Annotated in this window: 14 protein-coding genes; 1 reads left to right on the top strand and 13 read right to left on the bottom strand. The window is 68.1% G+C overall.

All coding sequences use genetic code 11. The features are described 5' to 3' along the window. Nucleotides 1-226: 226 nt before the first annotated feature. The 13 genes from tkt to V7060_RS00850 form a co-directional block, all read right to left on the bottom strand. Entirely contained in the window at nt 227-2,239 is a 2,013-nt protein-coding gene (tkt, locus tag V7060_RS00910; protein ID WP_334177388.1) for a transketolase, read from the bottom strand. Nucleotides 2,240-2,339: 100 nt separating this feature from the next. Continuing rightward, nucleotides 2,340-3,653: a dicarboxylate/amino acid:cation symporter gene (locus V7060_RS00905; protein ID WP_334177387.1), complete on the bottom strand. Its 1,314-nt coding sequence runs from the start codon at nt 3,651-3,653 to the stop codon at nt 2,340-2,342. 138 nt (nt 3,654-3,791) lie between these two features. Beyond that, nucleotides 3,792-5,468 carry a BatD family protein gene (locus tag V7060_RS00900; RefSeq protein ID WP_334177386.1) on the bottom strand — a complete coding sequence of 559 codons (1,677 nt, stop codon included), beginning with the start codon at nt 5,466-5,468 and terminating at the stop codon, nt 3,792-3,794. Further along, nucleotides 5,465-7,216: a tetratricopeptide repeat protein gene (locus tag V7060_RS00895; RefSeq protein WP_334177385.1), complete on the bottom strand. Its 1,752-nt coding sequence runs from the start codon at nt 7,214-7,216 to the stop codon at nt 5,465-5,467. Before V7060_RS00895 ends, V7060_RS00900 begins: the two co-directional genes overlap by 4 nt. Beyond that, nucleotides 7,213-8,235, bottom strand: a complete 1,023-nt coding sequence (locus tag V7060_RS00890) for a VWA domain-containing protein (RefSeq protein ID WP_334177384.1) — start codon at nt 8,233-8,235, stop codon at nt 7,213-7,215. The genes V7060_RS00895 and V7060_RS00890 overlap by 4 nt, the downstream gene beginning before the upstream one ends. After that, nucleotides 8,232-8,696 (bottom strand): DUF4381 domain-containing protein, encoded by a 465-nt coding sequence (locus tag V7060_RS00885; RefSeq protein WP_334177383.1) that lies wholly within the window; start codon nt 8,694-8,696, stop codon nt 8,232-8,234. Before V7060_RS00885 ends, V7060_RS00890 begins: the two co-directional genes overlap by 4 nt. Then, nucleotides 8,693-9,589 (bottom strand): DUF58 domain-containing protein, encoded by an 897-nt coding sequence (locus V7060_RS00880; protein ID WP_334177382.1) that lies wholly within the window; start codon nt 9,587-9,589, stop codon nt 8,693-8,695. Before V7060_RS00880 ends, V7060_RS00885 begins: the two co-directional genes overlap by 4 nt. A 19-nt stretch (nt 9,590-9,608) precedes the next feature. Continuing rightward, nucleotides 9,609-10,598, bottom strand: a complete 990-nt coding sequence (locus V7060_RS00875) for a MoxR family ATPase (RefSeq protein ID WP_334177654.1) — start codon at nt 10,596-10,598, stop codon at nt 9,609-9,611. A gap of 168 nt (nt 10,599-10,766) precedes the next feature. Next, a complete protein-coding gene (locus V7060_RS00870; protein ID WP_334177381.1) occupies nt 10,767-12,698 on the bottom strand; it encodes a type IV pilus secretin PilQ family protein in 1,932 nt (643 codons plus the stop codon). Nucleotides 12,699-12,712: 14 nt separating this feature from the next. Then, nucleotides 12,713-13,237 (bottom strand): pilus assembly protein PilP, encoded by a 525-nt coding sequence (locus tag V7060_RS00865; RefSeq protein WP_334177380.1) that lies wholly within the window; start codon nt 13,235-13,237, stop codon nt 12,713-12,715. Beyond that, nucleotides 13,234-13,923, bottom strand: a complete 690-nt coding sequence (gene pilO / locus V7060_RS00860; RefSeq protein ID WP_334177379.1) for a type 4a pilus biogenesis protein PilO — start codon at nt 13,921-13,923, stop codon at nt 13,234-13,236. Before pilO ends, V7060_RS00865 begins: the two co-directional genes overlap by 4 nt. Continuing rightward, on the bottom strand, nt 13,920-14,663 hold the full coding sequence (locus tag V7060_RS00855; protein WP_334177378.1) for a PilN domain-containing protein: 744 nt from the start codon (nt 14,661-14,663) through the stop codon (nt 13,920-13,922). Before V7060_RS00855 ends, pilO begins: the two co-directional genes overlap by 4 nt. Beyond that, nucleotides 14,663-15,721, bottom strand: a complete 1,059-nt coding sequence (locus V7060_RS00850; protein WP_345786314.1) for a pilus assembly protein PilM — start codon at nt 15,719-15,721, stop codon at nt 14,663-14,665. Before V7060_RS00850 ends, V7060_RS00855 begins: the two co-directional genes overlap by 1 nt. A 216-nt stretch (nt 15,722-15,937) precedes the next feature. On the opposite strand from V7060_RS00850, the gene V7060_RS00845 reads away from it, so the two are divergent. Continuing rightward, the gene (locus V7060_RS00845) at nt 15,938-18,361 is read left to right on the top strand and encodes a penicillin-binding protein 1A (RefSeq protein ID WP_334177377.1); all 2,424 of its coding nucleotides are present in this window, start codon (nt 15,938-15,940) and stop codon (nt 18,359-18,361) included. Nucleotides 18,362-18,409: the final 48 nt, after the last annotated feature.

The following is an 18,409-nucleotide window of genomic DNA, read 5'->3' as shown; positions in this document are numbered from 1 at the left end:
ACCGCGAGCGATCCACAAAGCCGTCATCCCGGCGAAAGCCGGGACCCAGCGACTTCGCTACGGAACTAAAAGCAAATGGGTCCCGGCTTTCGCCGGGATGACGTTCATGGAATCTGAAAAAGACACTGGGTCCCGGCTTTCGCCGGGATGACGATTGCGGGGGTACCGGACCAAAAACAAACGGGCGCGCCGTAGCGCGCCCGTCGTCATCCGGCCAATCGTCGCCTCAGAGCGACTTCGCCGCCTCGACCACCGCGTCGGCGGTGATGCCGAAGTGCTTGTACAGCGCGTCGGCCGGCGCGGATGCGCCGAACGTGGTCATGCCGATCACCGCACCATCCAGGCCCACGTACTTGCCCCAGAAATCGGCGATGGCGGCTTCCACGGCGACGCGCTTGCGCACGGCCTTCGGCAGCACGGCTTCGCGGTAGGCGGCGTCCTGGCGATCGAACACGTCGGTCGACGGCATCGACACGACGCGCGTCTTGATGCCCTGCGCGTCCAGCGTGGCCTTCGCCTGCGTGGCCAGGCCGACTTCGGACCCGGTGGCGATCAGGATCACGTCCGGCGTGCCGTCGGCGTCGGCCAGCACGTAGCCGCCGCGCGCGATCTCGCCGACCTGCGCATCGGTACGCGGCTGGTGCGCCAGGTTCTGGCGCGAGAACACCAGGCAGCTGGGGCCGTCCTGGCGCACGATGGCCTGCTTCCACGCCACCGCCGATTCGACCGCATCGCACGGGCGCCACACGTCGTTGTTCGGGATGTAGCGCAGCGAGGCGAGGTGCTCGACCGGCTGGTGGGTCGGACCGTCTTCGCCCAGGCCGATGGAGTCGTGCGTGTACACGTGGATGGCGTGCGCCGGGATCAGCGCGCTCATGCGCACGGCGTTGCGCGCGTAGTCGCTGAACACCAGGAACGTCGCATCGAACGGCACGAAGCCACCGTGCAGCGCCAGCCCGTTCGCGATCGCGGTCATGCCGAACTCGCGCACGCCGTAGTACACGTAGTTGGCGTTCGGATCGGTGGTCGAGACCGACTTGCTGGCCTTCCACAGCGTGAGGTTGGAATGCGCCAGGTCGGCCGAGCCGCCGACCAGTTCCGGCAGCAGCGGCGCGAAGGCTTCGATGGCGTTCTGCGAGGCCTTGCGCGAGGCGATGACCGGGCCTTCGGCCTGCACCTTGGCGATGTACGCATCGGCCTGCGCGACGAAGTCGGCCGGCAATTCGCCGGAAGAACGACGCTTCAGTTCGGCGGCCTGTTCGGGGAACTGCGCGGCGTAGGCGTCGAACAGCGCGTTCCACTCGGATTCCAGCGCCTTGCCGGCGTCGACCTTGTTCCAGCCGGCGTAGATGTCGGCGGGCACTTCGAACGGACCGTACGGCCATTCCAGCGCAGCGCGCGTGGCCTCCAGCTCGTCCTTGCCCAGCGGTGCGCCGTGGCTGGATTCCTTGCCGGCCTTGTTCGGCGAACCGAAGCCGATCGTGGTGCGGCAGCAGATCAGCGTGGGCTTGTCGGCGGTCTTCAGCGCGGTATCGATGGCGGTCTTGATCTCGATCGGGTCGTGGCCGTTGACGTTGCGCACCACCTGCCAGCCGTAGGCCTCGAAGCGGGCCGGCGTGTCGTCGGTGAACCAGCCGTCGGTATTGCCGTCGATGGAGATCTTGTTGTCGTCCCAGAAGCACACCAGCTTGCCCAGGCCCCATGTACCGGCCAGCGACGCGGCCTCGTGCGAGACGCCTTCCATCAGGCAGCCGTCGCCCATGAAGACGAAGGTGCGGTGATCGACGATGTCGTGGCCTTCGCGGTTGAAGCGCTGCGCCAGCAGCTTCTCGGCCAGCGCGAAGCCGACGGCGTTGGCGAAGCCCTGGCCGAGCGGACCGGTGGTGGTCTCGACACCTGGCGTCTCGTGGCGCTCCGGATGGCCAGCGGTCTTGCTGTGCAGCTGGCGGAAGTTCTTCAGCTCCTGCAGCGGCAGGTCGTAGCCGGCCAGGTGCAGCAGCGCGTACTGCAGCATCGAGCCGTGGCCGTTGGACAGGATGAAGCGGTCGCGGTTGAACCAGTGCGGGTTCGACGGGCTGTGGCGGTAGTAGTCGTTCCACAGCACTTCGGCGATGTCGGCCATGCCCATGGGCATGCCGGGATGGCCGGAGTTGGCGGCCTGCACCGCGTCGGCGGCGAGGAAGCGGATGGCGTTGGCGAGCTGGCGGCGGCCAGGCTTGTTGGAGGCAGGCGTCGTCATGGGAGTCAAAGCGTAGGGGGCGGCGCCCGGCGGGCTGCGGGCCACCCATTGTCCCACCCCCCGCCCGCCCTGTCGCGGTTGCGAGGCCCTCGCCGGGGTGTTACCCCGGCCGGCCCGGCAGCTTCACGTCGCCGGTTTCGCCCTTGGCCACCAGCGAGGCCAGCGTCAGGTCGCCAGTGACGTTGAGCGTGGTGCGGCACATGTCGAGGAAATGATTCACGCCCAGGATCAGGCCGATGCCGATGGGGTTCACCCCCACCATCGCGCAGATCAGCGCCACCACCGGCAGCGAGCCGGACGGCACGCCGGCCGTGCCGATACCGCCCAGGATGCACACCAGCATCACCATGAACTGCTGGCCAAGCGACAGGTCCACGCCGAAGAACTGGGCGAGGAAGATCACGGTGACGCCCTCGAACAGCGCGGTGCCGTTCTGGTTGGCGGTGGCGCCCACGGTCAGTACGAAGCGCGACACGGTGCGCGGCAGGCCCAGCTTCTCGTCGGCCACGCGCAGCGCGGTCGGCAGGGTGGCGTTGCTGGAGGCGGTGGAGAATGCCATCACCATCGCTTCCTGCGCGCCGCGGAAGAACGCCAGCGGCGAGTAGCCGGCCAGCTTCAGCGCCACCGAGTAACTGACGAACTGGTGCAGCGCCAGCGCCAGCACGACCACGCCGACGTACGCGCCCAGCCGCAGCAGCAGATCGAAGCCGAAGATCGCCGCGAGGTTGAACATGAAGCAGGCCACCGCGTACGGCGCCAGGCGGATGACCAGGCCGATCAGCGTCATCGAGATCTCGAACACGCCTTCGATGCCGCGCTTGAGGATGCCGGTGTTCTCCGACGGCGTCAGCACCAGGCCGATGCCGAACATCACCGCGAAGAACATCAGCGACAGGATGGCCGCGTTGCTGGACGCCGCGCCGATGACGTTGTCCGGCACGATCGACAGCAGCATGTCCATGCCGGTCGGCTGCGTGCCGACGCTGGCGACGATCTCCTTGGTGCGCTCCGCGTTTTCCGCGATCAGCTGCTGCGCCATCGCCGGATCGACACCGACGCCCGGCTTCAGCAGGTTCACCAGCACCAGGCCGATCAGCACGGCGACGGCCGACAGCACGACGGTGTAGGCCAGCGTCTTCCAGCCGATCCGGCCCAGCGCGCGGATGTCGCCCATCTCGGCGATGCCGCAGATCAGGGCCGAGAAGAGCAGCGGCACGATCAGCATGAAGATCAGGTTGAGGAAGATCTTGCTGAAGGGTGTAGTGACGTACTTCGTCACCTGGCCCACCCATGCCGCATCGCCCTGCCCCGTGGCATGCACCACCAGGCCGACGAGCAGGCCGATGCCGAAGCCGATGGCCATCTTCCAGTGCAGCGGCAGTTTGGTGCGGGTGGCGGGCGTGGCGTCGGTCATCGGCGGGTCCTGCGGAGACAAGTTCGGGAGCTTAGCAAACCCGGCACGGCGGCCTGTCCACGCATGGCGACGCGCATCGGTTCCACCTGCACGGCATGGCCTGCTGCAGGGAAAGGACGAACATCGGCCGGATTTCCCCTATCGGGGGTACAGCGGCGGCAGTGGTTCGTCCGCCCCACCCACGCCGGTCGCCTGCCATTGCGGACCGCCGCGGAAGGCTTCGCGCAGGGCAAGACGGGCCTGCGCGGGATCGCCACCGGCCCAGCGCGCACGGCGCAGGAGATCGACCGCCGCACGCTGCGCCGGCACGGCGAGCCGGCGCTGCAGATCGTCGAGATCGACCGCGACCGGGCGCGCCATGCCACAGAGCACGAGTTCGATGTCGTCGAGATCGCCTGCATCGAGGACCCGCTTGAGGTCGGCCGCCGAATGCGTCGCGGCCGCCTCCCTTCCGGGAGGGCTGCCTGCGGCATGTCCGCGCGGACGGACCGCGCTTGCGCCGGCCTGGCGCCGCGACAATCCCCATAGCAGCGTGGCCAGCCAGAGCAGGGCGAATCCGCCGGCCAGCCACGGCCACACCTGCGCGGGGACGCGCCGCTCGCCGGTCAGGGCGATGACGCCGTCGCCGGTCGCGTCCTGCGATGGCGTCGCCGTGCCGTCCGGCGATGGCGGACGCGCCGCCTGCCCGCTGCCCGCGACGACCGGGATCGTCAGGTCAGGCAGCGTCGCGCGCTTCGCCGTGCCGCTGCGTACGTCCCACCAGGCCATCGCCATGCCGGGCACGGCGAGCGTGCCCGGCTGGGACGGCACGATGGAGTAGCGACGCGTGAGCTTCACCTGCGGCGTGCCGCCGACGAACGTCTCGTCGTACTGCGGAGGTTCCGCGAACACCTGTGCGCCCGGCACGGTCGGCGCCGGGAGTTCCGGCAATTGCGCCTGCGTCGCGCCGACGACGGTGGTTTCGATCGCGAACGTGGCCGCTTCGCCCGCACGCAGTTGCTCGGGCACGGCCGTGTAGCGCAGGCGCAGGTCGCGCGCGGGCAGCCAGGGTTGCGGTGCGTTCGCCGGTTGCGGGCGGACCTGCAACGTCCGTGGCGTGCCGGTGATGTCGACCTCGCGGCTGTTGCCCCCGAGCAGGTCGTCCATCCAGCCGCCCGCGCCGCGCCCGCTGAAGCGCGCACCCGGCAGGATCAGCGCGCCACTGCGCTCGGGCACCAGCAGGAAACGGCGCTCGGCCGTGTTGTAGCGGCGTCCGTCGATCTCGCGGCTCGATTGCACGATCTCGCCGACCCGCTGCAGCAGGGCGCCGTCGGGCGGATCCAGGTCCAGTTGGCCGGAGACCAGCGGCGTGGCGTAGAACAACCGCACGGTGACGCCCACCGATTGCTGCACATAGGGGCTGGCATCGTCGACCTCGGTTTCCACGAACACCAGACCGTTGGAGGCCGCGCGCGCCGTCGCGGTCGCGGCGACCTCCAGCACCAGGGGCGCCGTGCGCTCGCCACCGACCTGCAGGGCGGGAATCGCGAGCGTGCCGGCACGTCGCGGGCGCAGTGTCAGCGAGAACGTCATGCGGCTGCTCATGCGTCCGTTCACCAGCTGCACGCTGCGGTTGTCGGACTGGCCTTCCACTTCGAAATCGCGCATCAACGGCGTCAGATCCGGCGCAGCGGACACCGCGTCGGTCTCGACGTTCAGCGTCACGCCTTGGCCGAGCGTCACCTGCGTCTGTTCCAGCCATGCACGTGTGGCCGCCATCGACGACAGCGGCCACGCCACCAGCAGACACGCCAACAGCCACACCCGGTGCTTCATCGCCCTTCCCTCTGCCGGCGTTCCTGTTCGAGCCGGAACTTGGCCTTCAGCAGCGAGCCCGGCTCGTCGGGCACGCGTTTCAACCATGCGTCGACCGCCTGGCGGCGCTCGCGCTGTTCGGCGGTTTCCGCCTGCGCGGCCGGCATGCCCTGCCTGGCCTGGTCGGCGCGCTGCGCTGCATCGCGCGCCATGGCCGCGCGCATGCGCTCGCGCTGCGCCGCATCGGCGGCGGACTGGGAGGCGGCATCCAGCGGCGAGGAGGGCGGCGTGCGGGATGGAGCATTCGTCGCCGGCGGTGTCTTCGCGGAATCCCGCGACGCGGACGCATCGCCCGCCGGCGAAGGCGACGCGTTCTTCCTGCTGTCCGCCCCGGGCTTCGCGTCGCCCTGCGATCCCTTCGAATCCTGCTGGCCGTCGCCCTGCTGGCCGGACTTGCCCTGCCCCTCGCCCGACGACGGCGGTCGCTTGCGCGCGGCATCGACCGCGGCGCGGTTCGCTACGGCATCGGGCATGCCAGGTGCTGCGCGCAGCGCTCGGTCGTAGGCGGCGATCGCATCGTCGTAGCGTTGCTGTTTCGCCAGTGCGTTGCCCAGGTTGTACCAGCCCTCTGCGGTGTCGATGCCGGTGAAGGCCTGCTCGGCCGCGGCGAAGTCGCCTTGGCGGTAGGCATCGGCCCCCTGCACGACGCGCGCATGCGCGGCCTGGTCCGCGCGTTGCCACCAGTCGATGCCGCCCGCCGTTGCGGGCCGTGCGATCGGCAGCCAGAGCGCACCGACCAGCATGAGCGCCGCGCCCCGTCGGAACCACAACAGCGCAAGCGCCATCACCGGGATCAGCAGCCAGTAGCCTTCGTCGCGCCACACCTTGCCGCCGCCCGCCGTGCTGACGCTTTCGCCCATCAGCGCAGGCGACCGCACGCCCAGCGCGGCGAGGTCGGCGTCATCGGCGGTCAATGCGTGGTAGTGACCGCCACCGGCCGATGCCAGTCCGCGCAACGACGAAGCATCCAGCGATGCATGCCCGATCACGCCGTCGCTGCCGCGATACGCGGCACCCGCTGCCGTACCCAGGCCCAGCACCGATACGACATGGCCCTGCGCGCGTGCGGCCGAGGCGGCCGCCACCGCCGCGCTGTCCGCGTGATCGGTGAGCAGCAGGATGTCGCCGCGGCCTGCTTCCGCCTGCGCAAGCAGCCGCGACGCCCACGCGACGCCGCGATCCGCACGCTGCCCATCCATCGGCATGATGTCCGGTGCCAACTCATCCAGGAACAGGCGGATGTTGGCGGTGTCGTCGGTGAGCGGCGTGACGGTGAAGGCATCGTCGGCATAGGCGACCAGCGCGACCGGCGTGCCGGCGCGCGCTTCCAGCACCTGGGCCAGCTTCGCCCGCGTCTGCAACAACCGCGACGGCGGCAGATCGCTGGCGGTGATGCGACTGGACAGGTCGAGCACGACCACGAGGGGCCGTTTCACCTGCCAGAGCGGTTGCTCGGCCTGGCGCCAGCTGGGTCCAGCCAATGCCAGGACGGCGAACGTATACGCCACGATGGCCGCGATCATGCCGGTCCGCGCACGGGCACCTCCGCGGACCAGCAGATGCGGCAGCAGGTGCGCGTCGACATGCCCCTGCCAGGCGCTGCGGCGTTGCCGCTGGATGCGCCACAGCCACGCCAGCACGGGCAATGCGGCCAGCGCCCACAACCAGTGCGGGCGAAGGAAGTGCAATGCAGTCCAGTCGAAGCTCATGCGCGCCTCCGCGGCAGCACGAAGGCGAGCAGCGACACCGCCAGCGCAGCGCCGAGCGGCCATGCATACCGTTCGATGCGCGGACGCACCGCCTTGCCCGGCTGCTCCACCGGCTCCAGCCGGTCGAGCTCCGCATAGATGCCCGCCAGTTCACGCGTGTCGCGCGCACGGTAGAAGCGCCCTCCCGTCTGTGCGGCGACATCGCGCAGGGTGGCTTCGTCGATGGCCTCGGGCGAACTGGACGGCATCGGCAACGGGATGCCGAACACGCTGATCCCGCCATCGCCTCCGAAGGCGATGGTGTGGATGCGCACGCGCTCCTCCTTCGCCAGTTCCGCCGCTTTCTGCGGCGTCAGCACGCCTGCGGAATTGACGCCGTCGGTCAACAGGATCAGGACACGCTGGCCGTCCTGCTGCATGCGCAGGCGGCGAACGGCCAGCGCGATGGCATCGCCGATGGCGGTTTCGCGTCCGGCCAGCCCGGCCACCGCATCGCGCAACTGTTCGCGCACGGTCCGCAGGTCGCGCGTCAACGGCGTCATCGCATACGCGCGCTGGCCGAACACGAGCAACCCGACGCGATCGCCGTCGCGGCGATCGAGGAAGTCCGCCAGCACCGCCTTGGCCGCGGTCAGCCGGTCGACGACGGCGCCGCCCAGTTCCATGTCCGGCTCGGTCATGCTGCCGGACAGGTCGATGGCCAGCATCAGGTCCCGGCCGCTCACCGGCGGCGTCACGGCGTCGCCGAACTGTTGCGGCCGCGCCGCCGCGGCGCACAGCAGGAACCACGCCAGCCACGCAAGTGCGGCGGCGCGGCGCGGCAGCGCGCGTCCACCCCGCTGCGCGATGGCCTGCACGGCGTGCCCGTAAGGCACCTTGAGCGCATCGGCCCGGGAGCGCCGCGCAGGCAGCAACCAGCGCACCAGCCACGGCAACGGGAACGCCAGCCAGAACCAGGGCCACGCAAACCCGGCGTAGCCGTCCTGCAGCCATTGCAATGCAGGAAGCGACACGCTCATCGCACGCCCGCCATCAATTCCAGGAAGCGTGCACGCGCAACGGCGGTGGCTGCGGCGAGATCCGCCGGGGACACCTCACGGCGATAGCCGCCATCCAGCAGCAGGCGCCCAGGCCCCTGCGAGAACGCATGGCCGCCGCGCGTGCCGTCGAGGAAACGCAGCCACGCGTCGCCCTCCAGCCGGTCGGCGGAGGGATCCAGTCGGCGTGCCGCCCGACGCAGCCGTTCGGACATCGCGGCCACGTGTTCGGACGCACCGTGCGCTCCACTCGCCTCATCGAACCAGCGCTGCCACACGCGTCGCCTCCGGCGCACGACAAGACGCCATGCCGCCACGCCCACGACCAGCAACAGGACGGCCGCAAGCACCAGCCACCAGCCCGGTGCGGGGGGCCACCAGGAGGGCGATGCCGGCACATGGACATCGCGCAATACCAGCGCGGCGATGATGCGCATGGTCATGCCACCTGGGGCTGCGCGCGACCCAGCGCGACGAGCCACCCGTCGCTGGGCGCATCGGTGGACAGCGTGCGGACCTGCACGCCGCGCGCGGGCAGCCGATCGAGCGCACGATCCAGTGGCTGCTGGAACTCGGCGCGCCAGGCCTCGCGTTGCGCATCGCTGTCCAGGTCGAGTTCGACGCGCTGGCCACCCACGACGAACGGCAGCCGCTGCGCCGGCGGCGTGGTCTCCAGCGGATCGGTCAGCAGCAGCACGACGACATCATGGTGTGCGGCGAGCGCAGGCCAGCGCGACTCTGGAATCGACGCCAGGCTGTGCGGATCCGCCAGCACCAGCAGCCGCGACCCAGGGCGCAGCAGACGCGCCGCGTGGTCGAGTGCGAACGCCAGGCCGACGTCGTCCGCTGGCGGCTTCGCATACCAGCGCACCAGCGCATCCAGCACCCGCAATGCGCCGCGCGTGCCCGACGCGGGCGGAACCGGCGCCTCTGTCGTGCTGCCGCGCAGAATGGCGAGGCGATCGCCTTCACGCACCGCCTGCCAGGCGGCGACGGCACCGGCACGCGCGGCCTGCACCGACTTGAAGCGCGTTCGCGTGCCGAAATAGAGCAAGGGCGAGGTATCTGCGACGATCAGCGTCAGCCGTTCGCGTTCGGCCTGGAACAGCTTGGTATGCGTGCGACCGCTGCGTGCCGTCAATCGCCAGTCGATGTGGCGGACGTCGTCGCCCGCCACGTACTCGCGCGATTCCGCATATTCCATCCCGCGCCCACGCAGCGGCGACGCAGCGGGACCGGTGATCGAATGCCGGCCACGGCGTGCGGGGGGCCGTCGCATCGCACTGGCGCGCAGCGCGATCAGTTCGGCCAGGGTGGGTGAGATGCCTTCGCTCATGGACCAGCCCCACCCGGGATCAGGGCAGCGGGACCACGTCGAGCAATGCCTTGACCAGGCGATCGCCATCCCAGCCTTCGGCCGTCGCCTCGTAACTCGGCAGGACACGGTGGCGCAGCACATCGGGCGCGATGGCTCGGACGTCGTCGGGGGTGACGTAGTCGCGTCCCGCCAGCCAGGCGCGTGCACGCGCACACCGCTCGAGCGCGATGGAGCCGCGCGGGCTGGCGCCCCACGCGATGCGGCGTGCCAGCGATGCGTCGTAGCGGGACGCCTCGCGCGAGGCGAGCACCAGTTCGATCAGGTAGCGCTCCAGCGCCGGCGCCAGATGCAGGTCCAGGACCTGCGTCCGTGCGTCGAAGACATCCTCCAGCGGCATGCGCGCGAGGACAGCGGGAGCGGACTGCATCTGTTCGCGCGCACGCTCGCGCGCCAGCCGCAGGATGTCGGCCTCCGCTGCGGCCTCGGGATAACCGATCTTGACGTGCATCAGGAACCGGTCGAGCTGCGCTTCCGGCAACGGGAAGGTGCCTTCCTGCTCGATCGGGTTCTGCGTCGCCATCACCAGGAACAGCGCCGGTAACGGATAGGTATGCCTGCCCACGGTCACCTGCCGCTCGCCCATCGCTTCCAGCAGGGCCGACTGCACCTTGGCCGGCGCCCGGTTGATCTCGTCGGCCAGCAGCAAGGGGTGGAAGATCGGTCCGGCCTGAAATTCGAACCTGCCTTCCTGCGGCCGCCATACCTCGGTACCGGTCAGATCCGCCGGCAGCAGGTCCGGAGTGAACTGCACCCGTGCGAAGTCGGCCTGCAGCCGCGACGCCAGGGTGCGGATGGCCATGGTCTTCGCCAGGCCCGGAGCGCCCTCGACGAGCAGGTGGCCATCGGCCAGCAGTGCGATCAGCAGCCGCTCGACCAGCGCCGCCTGGCCAACGATGGTCTGCGACAGGTCGTCGCGCAGGGAAGCGAAGCGGTCGAACAGGCGGGCATCTGTCGGCATGGGATCCATGGGCGTCCGGGGCATGCGGGGTGCGCGTGGGACCGCCAGTGTGCCACGCAGGTTCCCGGCCACCCCGTGCGCAATGGCAGGGGTTCAGCGAAAGTTTCGCGCGGCATTCCCGCAAATGAAGACGGGCCGCAGAAGCGGCCCGTCTTCAGTCTGCTCAAGCAGCCGGGATCAGCGCTTGTTGACCGACATCACCTTCGGGGTGATGAAGATCAGCAACTCGGCCTTCGTCTTGCTGCGACCCTTCTTCTTGAACAGGTTGCCCAGGAACGGAATGTCGCCCAGGAACGGCACCTTGGCCACGCTGGAGCGGTCGCTGAACTCGTACACGCCACCGATCACCACCGTCTGGCCATCCTCCACCAGCACCGCCGTGTTGATCTCGCGCTTGTCCAGTTCCGGCACGCTGCCATAGCCTTCCAGCGTGATGAAACGGCGCACCTCATCCTTCTTGACGTTGAGATTCAGGAAGACGCGATTGTCGTTGGTAATGGTCGGCATCACCTTCAGCTCGAGCAACGCTTCCTTGAACTGCACGTTCGGTGTTGCCACACCACCCTGGCCGGCGGTGATGGTGACGTAACCGACTTCCCGACCCTGGCGGATCACGCCCTCGCGCTGGTTCGCGGTCACGATGCGCGGGTTGGAGATCACTTCACCACGCCCCTCTTCCTGCATGGCCGACAGCTCGAGGTCGAGCGCGAAGTTGTTGCCAAGCAAGGTATAAGCCAGCGCTCCCGCCGCCGCTTCGGTGAAGTTGCCTGCCGGCAGATTCACGTTAAGACGACCCGGAACGATCGGTGCACTGGGGTTGGCGATATTGCCGGCATTTCCGCCGAGCGAGCCTCCAATAGCTTGGTCGCGGTCACCGGAGCGGCGACCCTGGATACCGAAACGTGCGCCTAGATCACGCGCGAACGTGTCCGTCGCGATCACGATGCGACCTTCGATCAGCACCTGGTCGACGGGACGATCGATCTTCGAAATCAGTTCGCGCATCTGCGCGACCTTCTTCGGGATGTCGCTGATCATCAGCATGTTGGTGCGTTCGTCCGCAACGATGCGGCCACGCGGCGACAGGAAGCCGTTCTCCTGGTCGCGGCCACCGCCACCACCGCCTCCGCCTCCGCCTCCGCCACCCTGGTTGCCGATCCCCTTGGCTTCGGTCAGCGCCTTGAAGATCGCAGCGGCACTGTGGTAGTTGATCTGGACGTAATCGGTGACCATGTCCTCGCGATTCTCGATCGCGATGCGTGCGTCTTCCTTGTCCTGCTCGAACTTGGCCAGTTCGGGCTGCGGCGCGACCCAGACGACCGCGCCGTCACGGCGCTTGTCCAAACCCTTGGCACGCAGGACGATGTCCAGCGCCTGGTCCCAGGGCACGTTGACCAGGCGCAAGGTGACATTTCCCTGCACGGTGTCGGAGGCGACGATATTGAGGTTGGACTCTTCCGCGATCAGCTGCAGGACCGTGCGCACCGGCACGTCCTGGAAGTTGAACGTCACCGGACGGCCGCTGTAACGGCGCGCCTCGGCGGCGACCCGCTGGGCTGCCGCAACAACGGCCGAGGCACTGGTGCCCGACGCAGCCGTCGCATCGCCCATGGCCTTCTGGCCGGCGCGCGGCACGATCTCGACGACATATTCGTTGCCGGACTGGTAGGCCAGCGATTCGAAGTCGCCACGCGTGCTGAGCACGAGCTGCGTGCCCCCGCCCTTGCTCTGTGCATCGACGCGCTGCACCGGCGTCGCAAAATCGACCACGTTCAGCGGCCGCTGCAGCGAAGCCGGCAGGGTGGCGTTGCCGACGCTTACCACCACGCTGTCACCCTGGTTGCGCAGGTCGGGCGTCGCACCCTGGCCATCGAACTTGATGACCAGGCGACCGGCGCCGTCTTCCCCGCGGCGGAAGTCGATGTTCGATACCGAGACGGCCGACGCCGGCTGGACGATGGCGGCGGGGGACGTCGATTTAGACGTCGGTGAAGCAGCGCCAGCGGCGCTTGCCATGGCAAGCAGGCCGATGGCCAGCCCCAGCGAGCAGAGCCGGAAGGTAGCCAGGCGCCGGGACGGCCGCAGGCGGTAGGCATTCGTAGCGGTCATCGTGTATCCCCCAATCATTGATCTTCAAGCGCAAGCGATGCCGGCCGTTCCAGCCAGCCGCCCGCGCCATCCGGCACTAGTTCGACAAGTTCGACGCCATCTTCGCGGACCGAGGTCACCCGGCCGTCGCTCTGGCCCAGGTAGTTCCCCGGACGTACCCGGTAGGTGACCTTGTCGGGTCCCATCACCAGTGCCACCAGACCTGCCCCCTTGCCGATCGTACCGACCATGTCCAGGCTGTCCAGCGGGTACTGCTCCAGTGTTTCCTTGCGCCGGTTCGGGTCGGGCCGCAGGCCGCCCGCATCGGCATTGCTCCACGCGTTGCTGAACGGGTCGCGCAACGTCTGCGCGGCGTACTCGAAGGTCTCGAACTGCTGCATCACCGGCAGCGGCTCAAGCGGCGGCGCAGGACGCGCGCGCACGTCCTCCACCCACTTCTCCAGATTGGGCGCGTCACCTGGCGTGCTGGTGATACCGCGTGCACAGCCCGACGTCACGACGACGGCGAGCACCATCCAATGCCACTTGCGGCGCATCATGGGGCTCCTCCCGATGCGGGGGCACTCTTCTTGCGGGCCGCCTTGGACGCCTCGGCCGCAGCGGCCTCCTGCTCCGCCACCTCGGTTTCATCCAGGTAGCGGTAGGTCTTGACCGTTCCCGAGAGTTCGAGCGCGCCACGGTTGACGCCACCCTTGCCTTCCTTGGGCTGCAGCGAGATGTCGTGCATGGTCAGGATGACCACACGCGGCAACGACGCGACACCGCTGACGAAGGCGCCGAACTGGTGGTAGTTGCCCACCATGCGCAGCTGGATCGGCTTCTCGGCGTAGAACTCCTTCAGCGTCTCGGGTTGCGGCTGGAACAGCTCGTTGGTCAGGCCGCTGGACAGCGCCGTCTGCGAGATGTCGATGATCAGGTCCGGCATCTCCGTCTTGCTGGGCAGCTGGCGCAGCATCTGCTGCAGCACCTGTTCCATCTGCGCCAGCTGCTGCTTCAGCGGCTCCAGGTTGGCGGCCTTGGCCTGTTCCTTCTCGAAATCCTGGCGCAGGCGCACTTCTTCCTGTTCCAGCGACTCCAGCGTCTGCGTCTTGCCCCTCACGAAGAGGAAGTAGGACATGGCGAGGATGAAGATCGCCAGCACCACGCAGAAGCCCGCCTTGGCGTTCTTCGGCCAGGCGCCGATGTTGTTGATATCCAGGTTCTTGAGCGATGTCTTCTGGCTCATGAGTTGCTCCCGGGCGCCGGTGCGTCACTACTGGGCGGTGTCGCCGGTGCGGGCGCCGGAGCGGCCGGCTGGCCCTCGAGTGGCGCTGGCGCAGGCGTGGCTGCGGGCGGACCGGGATCCGAAGGTGCTGCACCGGCGGCGGCTGCGGATTCGGCCTCCTGTTCGGCGGTCGGATTTGCCAACCTGACCTGCAGCGTGAACACGTAGGGCAGCGCGCTGCCGGCGCCGGTGTTGGTCAGCGTTTTGACCTCTTCCGGCTTGGCTTCGATGATCGACAACTCTGGCTTGGTCATCCAGCCGGAGGTCTCGAGGTTGCGCATGTAGGCACTGACGCGTGCGTTGGACTGCGCGCGACCCTGCAACGTCAGCACTTCACCCTCCTGCTTGATGTTCGCCAGCATCACGCCATCGGGGATGGTGCGGACCAGCGAGTCGAACAGGTGGACCATCTGCGAGCGGTTGGCCTGCAGCTTCTCGATGACATCCTTGCGGGCCAGCAGGCGACGCTTCTGCTCGTCGAGCTTCTCGATTTCCTTGTTCTGCGCCTGGACCTTGGCGATCTCGTCCTTCAGGAAATCATTGCGCGCGGTCTGGCCGGACACCTGGCGGTCGTAATGGAACCACAGCAGGAAGGACAGCAGCAGGCCGGCGATCGCGGCGGCACCCAGCATGACGTAGAACTCGCGCTGGCGCTGCACACGGCGTTCGGCGCGCCATGGGAGTAGGTTGATTCTTGCCATCAGTCGAAGCTCCTCAAAGCCAGGCCGGTGGCGATCATCAGCGCGGGAGCGTCCTGCGCCAGCGCATGCGCCTGCACGCGCGGTCCGAGGGTCATCTGCGCCAGCGGGTTGGCGACCACGGTCGGCACGCCAAGCTGTTCTTCGACCATCTCCGGCAGGCCCGGCAGCGCGGCGCAGCCGCCAGCCAGCACGATCTGGTCGACGCGGTTGAATTCGCTGCCGGCATAGAAGAACTGCAGCAGGCGACTGATCTGCTGGACGGTGGCTTCCTTGAAGGGTTCCAGCACTTCGACTTCGTAGCTTTCCGGCAGGCCGCCCTGGCGCTTGGCCAGGCCTGCCTCTTCATACGTCAGGCCGTAACGGCGCATCACTTCGTCGGTGAGCTGCTTGCCGCCGAACACCTGCTCGCGGCTGTAGAGGCTGCGGCCGCGACGCAGCACGTTGAGCGTGGTCATCGTGGCACCGATGTCCACCAGCGCCACCACGCCATCCTGCGGAATCGGCAGGTCGGTGGCCATCAGGGCGAAGGCGTTCTCGACCGCGAAGGCCTCGACGTCCATGACCTTGGCGGTCAGCCCGCCGAGTTCGAGCGCGGACTGCCGCAGCTCGACGTTCTCCGAACGCGACGCAGCGAGGAGCACCTGCACCATCTCCGGGTTGTTGGGCATCGGACCCAACACCTCGTAGTCAATGTTCACTTCCTCGATCGGATACGGGATGTAGTTGACGGCCTCGAGTTCGACCTGGGCTTCCAGATCGCTTTCGTCGAGGTCGGCAGGCATCGGGATGATCTTGGTGATCACCGCCGACCCGGCCACGGCGGCCGCGGCGTATTTCGCCTTGCTGCCCGCACGGTTGACGGCGCGACGGATGGCTTCGCCGACCGCCTCGACCTCGACGATGTTCTTCTCGACCACGGCATTCGGCGGCAACGGCTCGACGGCGTAGTGTTCAACCCGGTAACGGTTGCCCACGCGCGACAGCTGCAGCAGCTTTACCGCAGTCGAACTGATGTCGACGCCGATCAGCGGCGACTGGCTTTTTGGGATTAGCCCCACGGTCTTTCCCCTTCCGACGGGCACTGGGCGCACGACGTGCGCCGACATTAATAACCAACTTTTTACGCTTGGCAACCGCCGGTGACGTGGCTGTGCGGCTTGTCACGTTTCACGAGGGTTGTGCCCCAAGTCCCTGTTCCCCTTGGAATCGCCCATGGCGATCCCGGCGGTCATCTATACTCTGCCGCTACGAATTCTGCAATCGGAAAGCACTGGATGTCCCGTTTCCGTCGTCTTCTCCGTTGGACCCTCATCACGTTCCTGATATTTGCCCTGGCCGGCGCAGTCGGGCTGGGGGTTCTCTATTACACGGTCTCGTCCAAGGTCCCGGACGTCCAGGCCCTGCGGAACGTCGAGCTGCAGGAACCCCTCTACATCTATGCCAGCGATGGCCGACTGATGGGACTGTACGGCGAGATCCGCCGCTATCCGGTGCAGATCGGTCAGGTCCCCGCCCGGGTCAAGCAGGCGTTCGTGGCGGCCGAGGACAGCAAGTTCTACGAGCACAACGGCATCGACCCCACGGGTATCGCCCGCGCCGTCTGGCAGATCGCCAGCCGCAAGGAAGGCCGCGTGGCCGGTGGCAGCACCATCACCCAGCAGGTCGCCCGTCAGTGGTTCCTCAGCTCGGAATACAGCTACACCCGCAAGCTGGTGGAAATGATGCTGGCAGTCCGCATCGAGAAGATGCTGACCAAGGACGAGATCCTGGAGCTGTACCTCAACAAGAGCTTCTTCGGTAACCGCTCCTATGGCGTGGCTGCCGCGGCCGAGTATTACTACGGCAAGACGCTGGACCAGCTGACGCTGGCGGAGACCGCCACCCTGGTCAGTGCGCTGAAATTCCCGTCCAGCGGCAATCCGATCAGCAACCCGGGCCGCAACCAGCAGCGCAGTGCGTACGTGGTGGAGCGGATGCGCGAAGACGGCTACATCACCGCCGCCGACGCCGCGCAGGCCAAGGCCGAGCCGATGCATGCCAAGCCGCACGAGCGTCCGATCGAGGTCCATGCCCCGTACGTGGCGGAAATGGTGCGCCAGGAGATGATCGCGCGTTTCGGACCGGAAGCGCTGACCAAGGGTTACCACGTCACGACCACGCTCGATGCCACCGCGCAGGCCGCCGCCAACGAGGCGGTCCGCGACGGCCTGGGCCTGTACGACCACCGTCATGGCTGGAACGGCGTCGAGCAGCACTTCGACGTGGCTGCCGATGCGGACGCCAGGGCACTGGCCGTCCACCTGCGCGGGATCCCCGCACAGAACGGGCTCGTCCCCGTGGTGGTGGCGCGGGTCGGCGAGGACGGCAGCGCCACGGTGGTCCGGGCCGACGGCCAGGAGCTCACCTTGCCCGTGTCCGCCAGCAAGTGGACCGGACGCACGCCGGCCAAACTGCTCAAGCGCGGCGACCTGACCCGCATCAAGGCAGGCAAGGACGAAGGCAGTTTCGTCATCGACCAGATTCCGCGCGCGCAGGCCGCACTGGTATCGCTCGACGCGAACACTGGTGCGGTACGCGCGCTCGTGGGCGGCTACAGCTTCGCCGGCAACAAGTTCAACCGCGCCACCCAGGCGCGCCGCCAGCCCGGCTCGAGCTTCAAGCCGTTCCTGTACGCGGCTTCGTTCGAGAAGGGCTTCAACCCCGCCTCCATCGTGCTCGATGCGCCCGTCGTGTTCCGCGACCGCCGCGGCCACATGTGGCGTCCGCAGAACGATGGTGGCGGCTTCCGCGGCCCGATGCGCCTGCGCGAGGCGCTGGTGCAGTCGCGCAACCTGGTATCGGTACGCCTGCTCGATGGCATCGGCGTGCCGTTCGCGCGCACCTACATCAGCCAGTTCGGCTTCGACGAAGCCGAGTTGCCGCCGAACCTGTCGATGTCGCTTGGCACGGCCTCGCTGACGCCGCTGTCGGTGGCGCGCGCCTATGCCGTGTTCGCCAATGGCGGCTCGCGCGTGACGCCATGGTTCATCGACGAAGTGAAGGATCGCGAAGGCAACGTGGTGTTCAAGGAGAATCCGGCGGTCGCCTGCCGCGGCTGTGGCAGCGGCCAGCATGGCATGGGCACGCCGGCGTCACAGGTCGTGGACGGCTTCAACTTCGGTCCTGCCAGCGCGCCCAAGCCGGCGACTGCCGCCGCGCCGGCGCCCAAGCCGGAAGAGAAGCCGGCCGATCCCAATGCCTTGACCGCGCCCCGCGCGATCGACGAGCGCACCGCGTACCAGTTGGTGTCGATGATGCGGGACGTGGTCCAGCGCGGCACCGGCACCGCCGCGAAGGTGCTCGGCCGTGCAGACGTCGGCGGCAAGACCGGCTCGACCAACGACCACCGCGATGCCTGGTTCGGCGGCTTCGGCGGCACCTACGCCACCGTGGTCTGGGTCGGGCGCGACAACTTCCAGTCGCTGGGCTATCGCGAATACGGCGGCAAGGCGGCCCTGCCGATCTGGATCGACTACATGCGCGTGGCGCTCAAGGACACGCCGGTCGCGGCCAACGATCCGCCCGAAGGCATGGTGCAGGCCACGCTCAATGGCGTCACCGAATGGGTCAAGGTCGAAGACATGGACCGCATCCAGGACTACGACCTGTATGGCCCCGAGGATGCGGTGCCCGACGAGGAAGCCTTCGACATCTTCTGATGGCGAGGGATCCAATGAAGCAGGCATGACGGCGCATCGCGCCGTCAT

The sequence above is a fragment of the Pseudoxanthomonas sp. genome (assembly GCF_036845285.1).
GTDB lineage: Bacteria > Pseudomonadota > Gammaproteobacteria > Xanthomonadales > Xanthomonadaceae > Pseudoxanthomonas_A.
Note: the sequence above shows the minus strand (reverse complement) of the source record. Positions and strands in the feature narration are given on the sequence as shown.

Excerpts from the sequence above, each read along its gene's own strand:
- tkt (WP_334177388.1), bottom strand. The coding sequence starts at position 2,239 with ATGACGACGCCTGCCTCCAACAAGCCTGGCCGCCGCCAGCTCGCCAAC.
- V7060_RS00905 (WP_334177387.1), bottom strand. The coding sequence starts at position 3,653 with ATGACCGACGCCACGCCCGCCACCCGCACCAAACTGCCGCTGCACTGG.
- V7060_RS00900 (WP_334177386.1), bottom strand. The coding sequence starts at position 5,468 with ATGAAGCACCGGGTGTGGCTGTTGGCGTGTCTGCTGGTGGCGTGGCCG.
- V7060_RS00895 (WP_334177385.1), bottom strand. The coding sequence starts at position 7,216 with ATGAGCTTCGACTGGACTGCATTGCACTTCCTTCGCCCGCACTGGTTG.
- V7060_RS00890 (WP_334177384.1), bottom strand. The coding sequence starts at position 8,235 with ATGAGCGTGTCGCTTCCTGCATTGCAATGGCTGCAGGACGGCTACGCC.
- V7060_RS00885 (WP_334177383.1), bottom strand. The coding sequence starts at position 8,696 with ATGACCATGCGCATCATCGCCGCGCTGGTATTGCGCGATGTCCATGTG.
- V7060_RS00880 (WP_334177382.1), bottom strand. The coding sequence starts at position 9,589 with ATGAGCGAAGGCATCTCACCCACCCTGGCCGAACTGATCGCGCTGCGC.
- V7060_RS00875 (WP_334177654.1), bottom strand. The coding sequence starts at position 10,598 with ATGGATCCCATGCCGACAGATGCCCGCCTGTTCGACCGCTTCGCTTCC.
- V7060_RS00870 (WP_334177381.1), bottom strand. The coding sequence starts at position 12,698 with ATGACCGCTACGAATGCCTACCGCCTGCGGCCGTCCCGGCGCCTGGCT.
- V7060_RS00865 (WP_334177380.1), bottom strand. The coding sequence starts at position 13,237 with ATGATGCGCCGCAAGTGGCATTGGATGGTGCTCGCCGTCGTCGTGACG.
- pilO (WP_334177379.1), bottom strand. The coding sequence starts at position 13,923 with ATGAGCCAGAAGACATCGCTCAAGAACCTGGATATCAACAACATCGGC.
- V7060_RS00855 (WP_334177378.1), bottom strand. The coding sequence starts at position 14,663 with ATGGCAAGAATCAACCTACTCCCATGGCGCGCCGAACGCCGTGTGCAG.
- V7060_RS00845 (WP_334177377.1), top strand. The coding sequence starts at position 15,938 with ATGTCCCGTTTCCGTCGTCTTCTCCGTTGGACCCTCATCACGTTCCTG.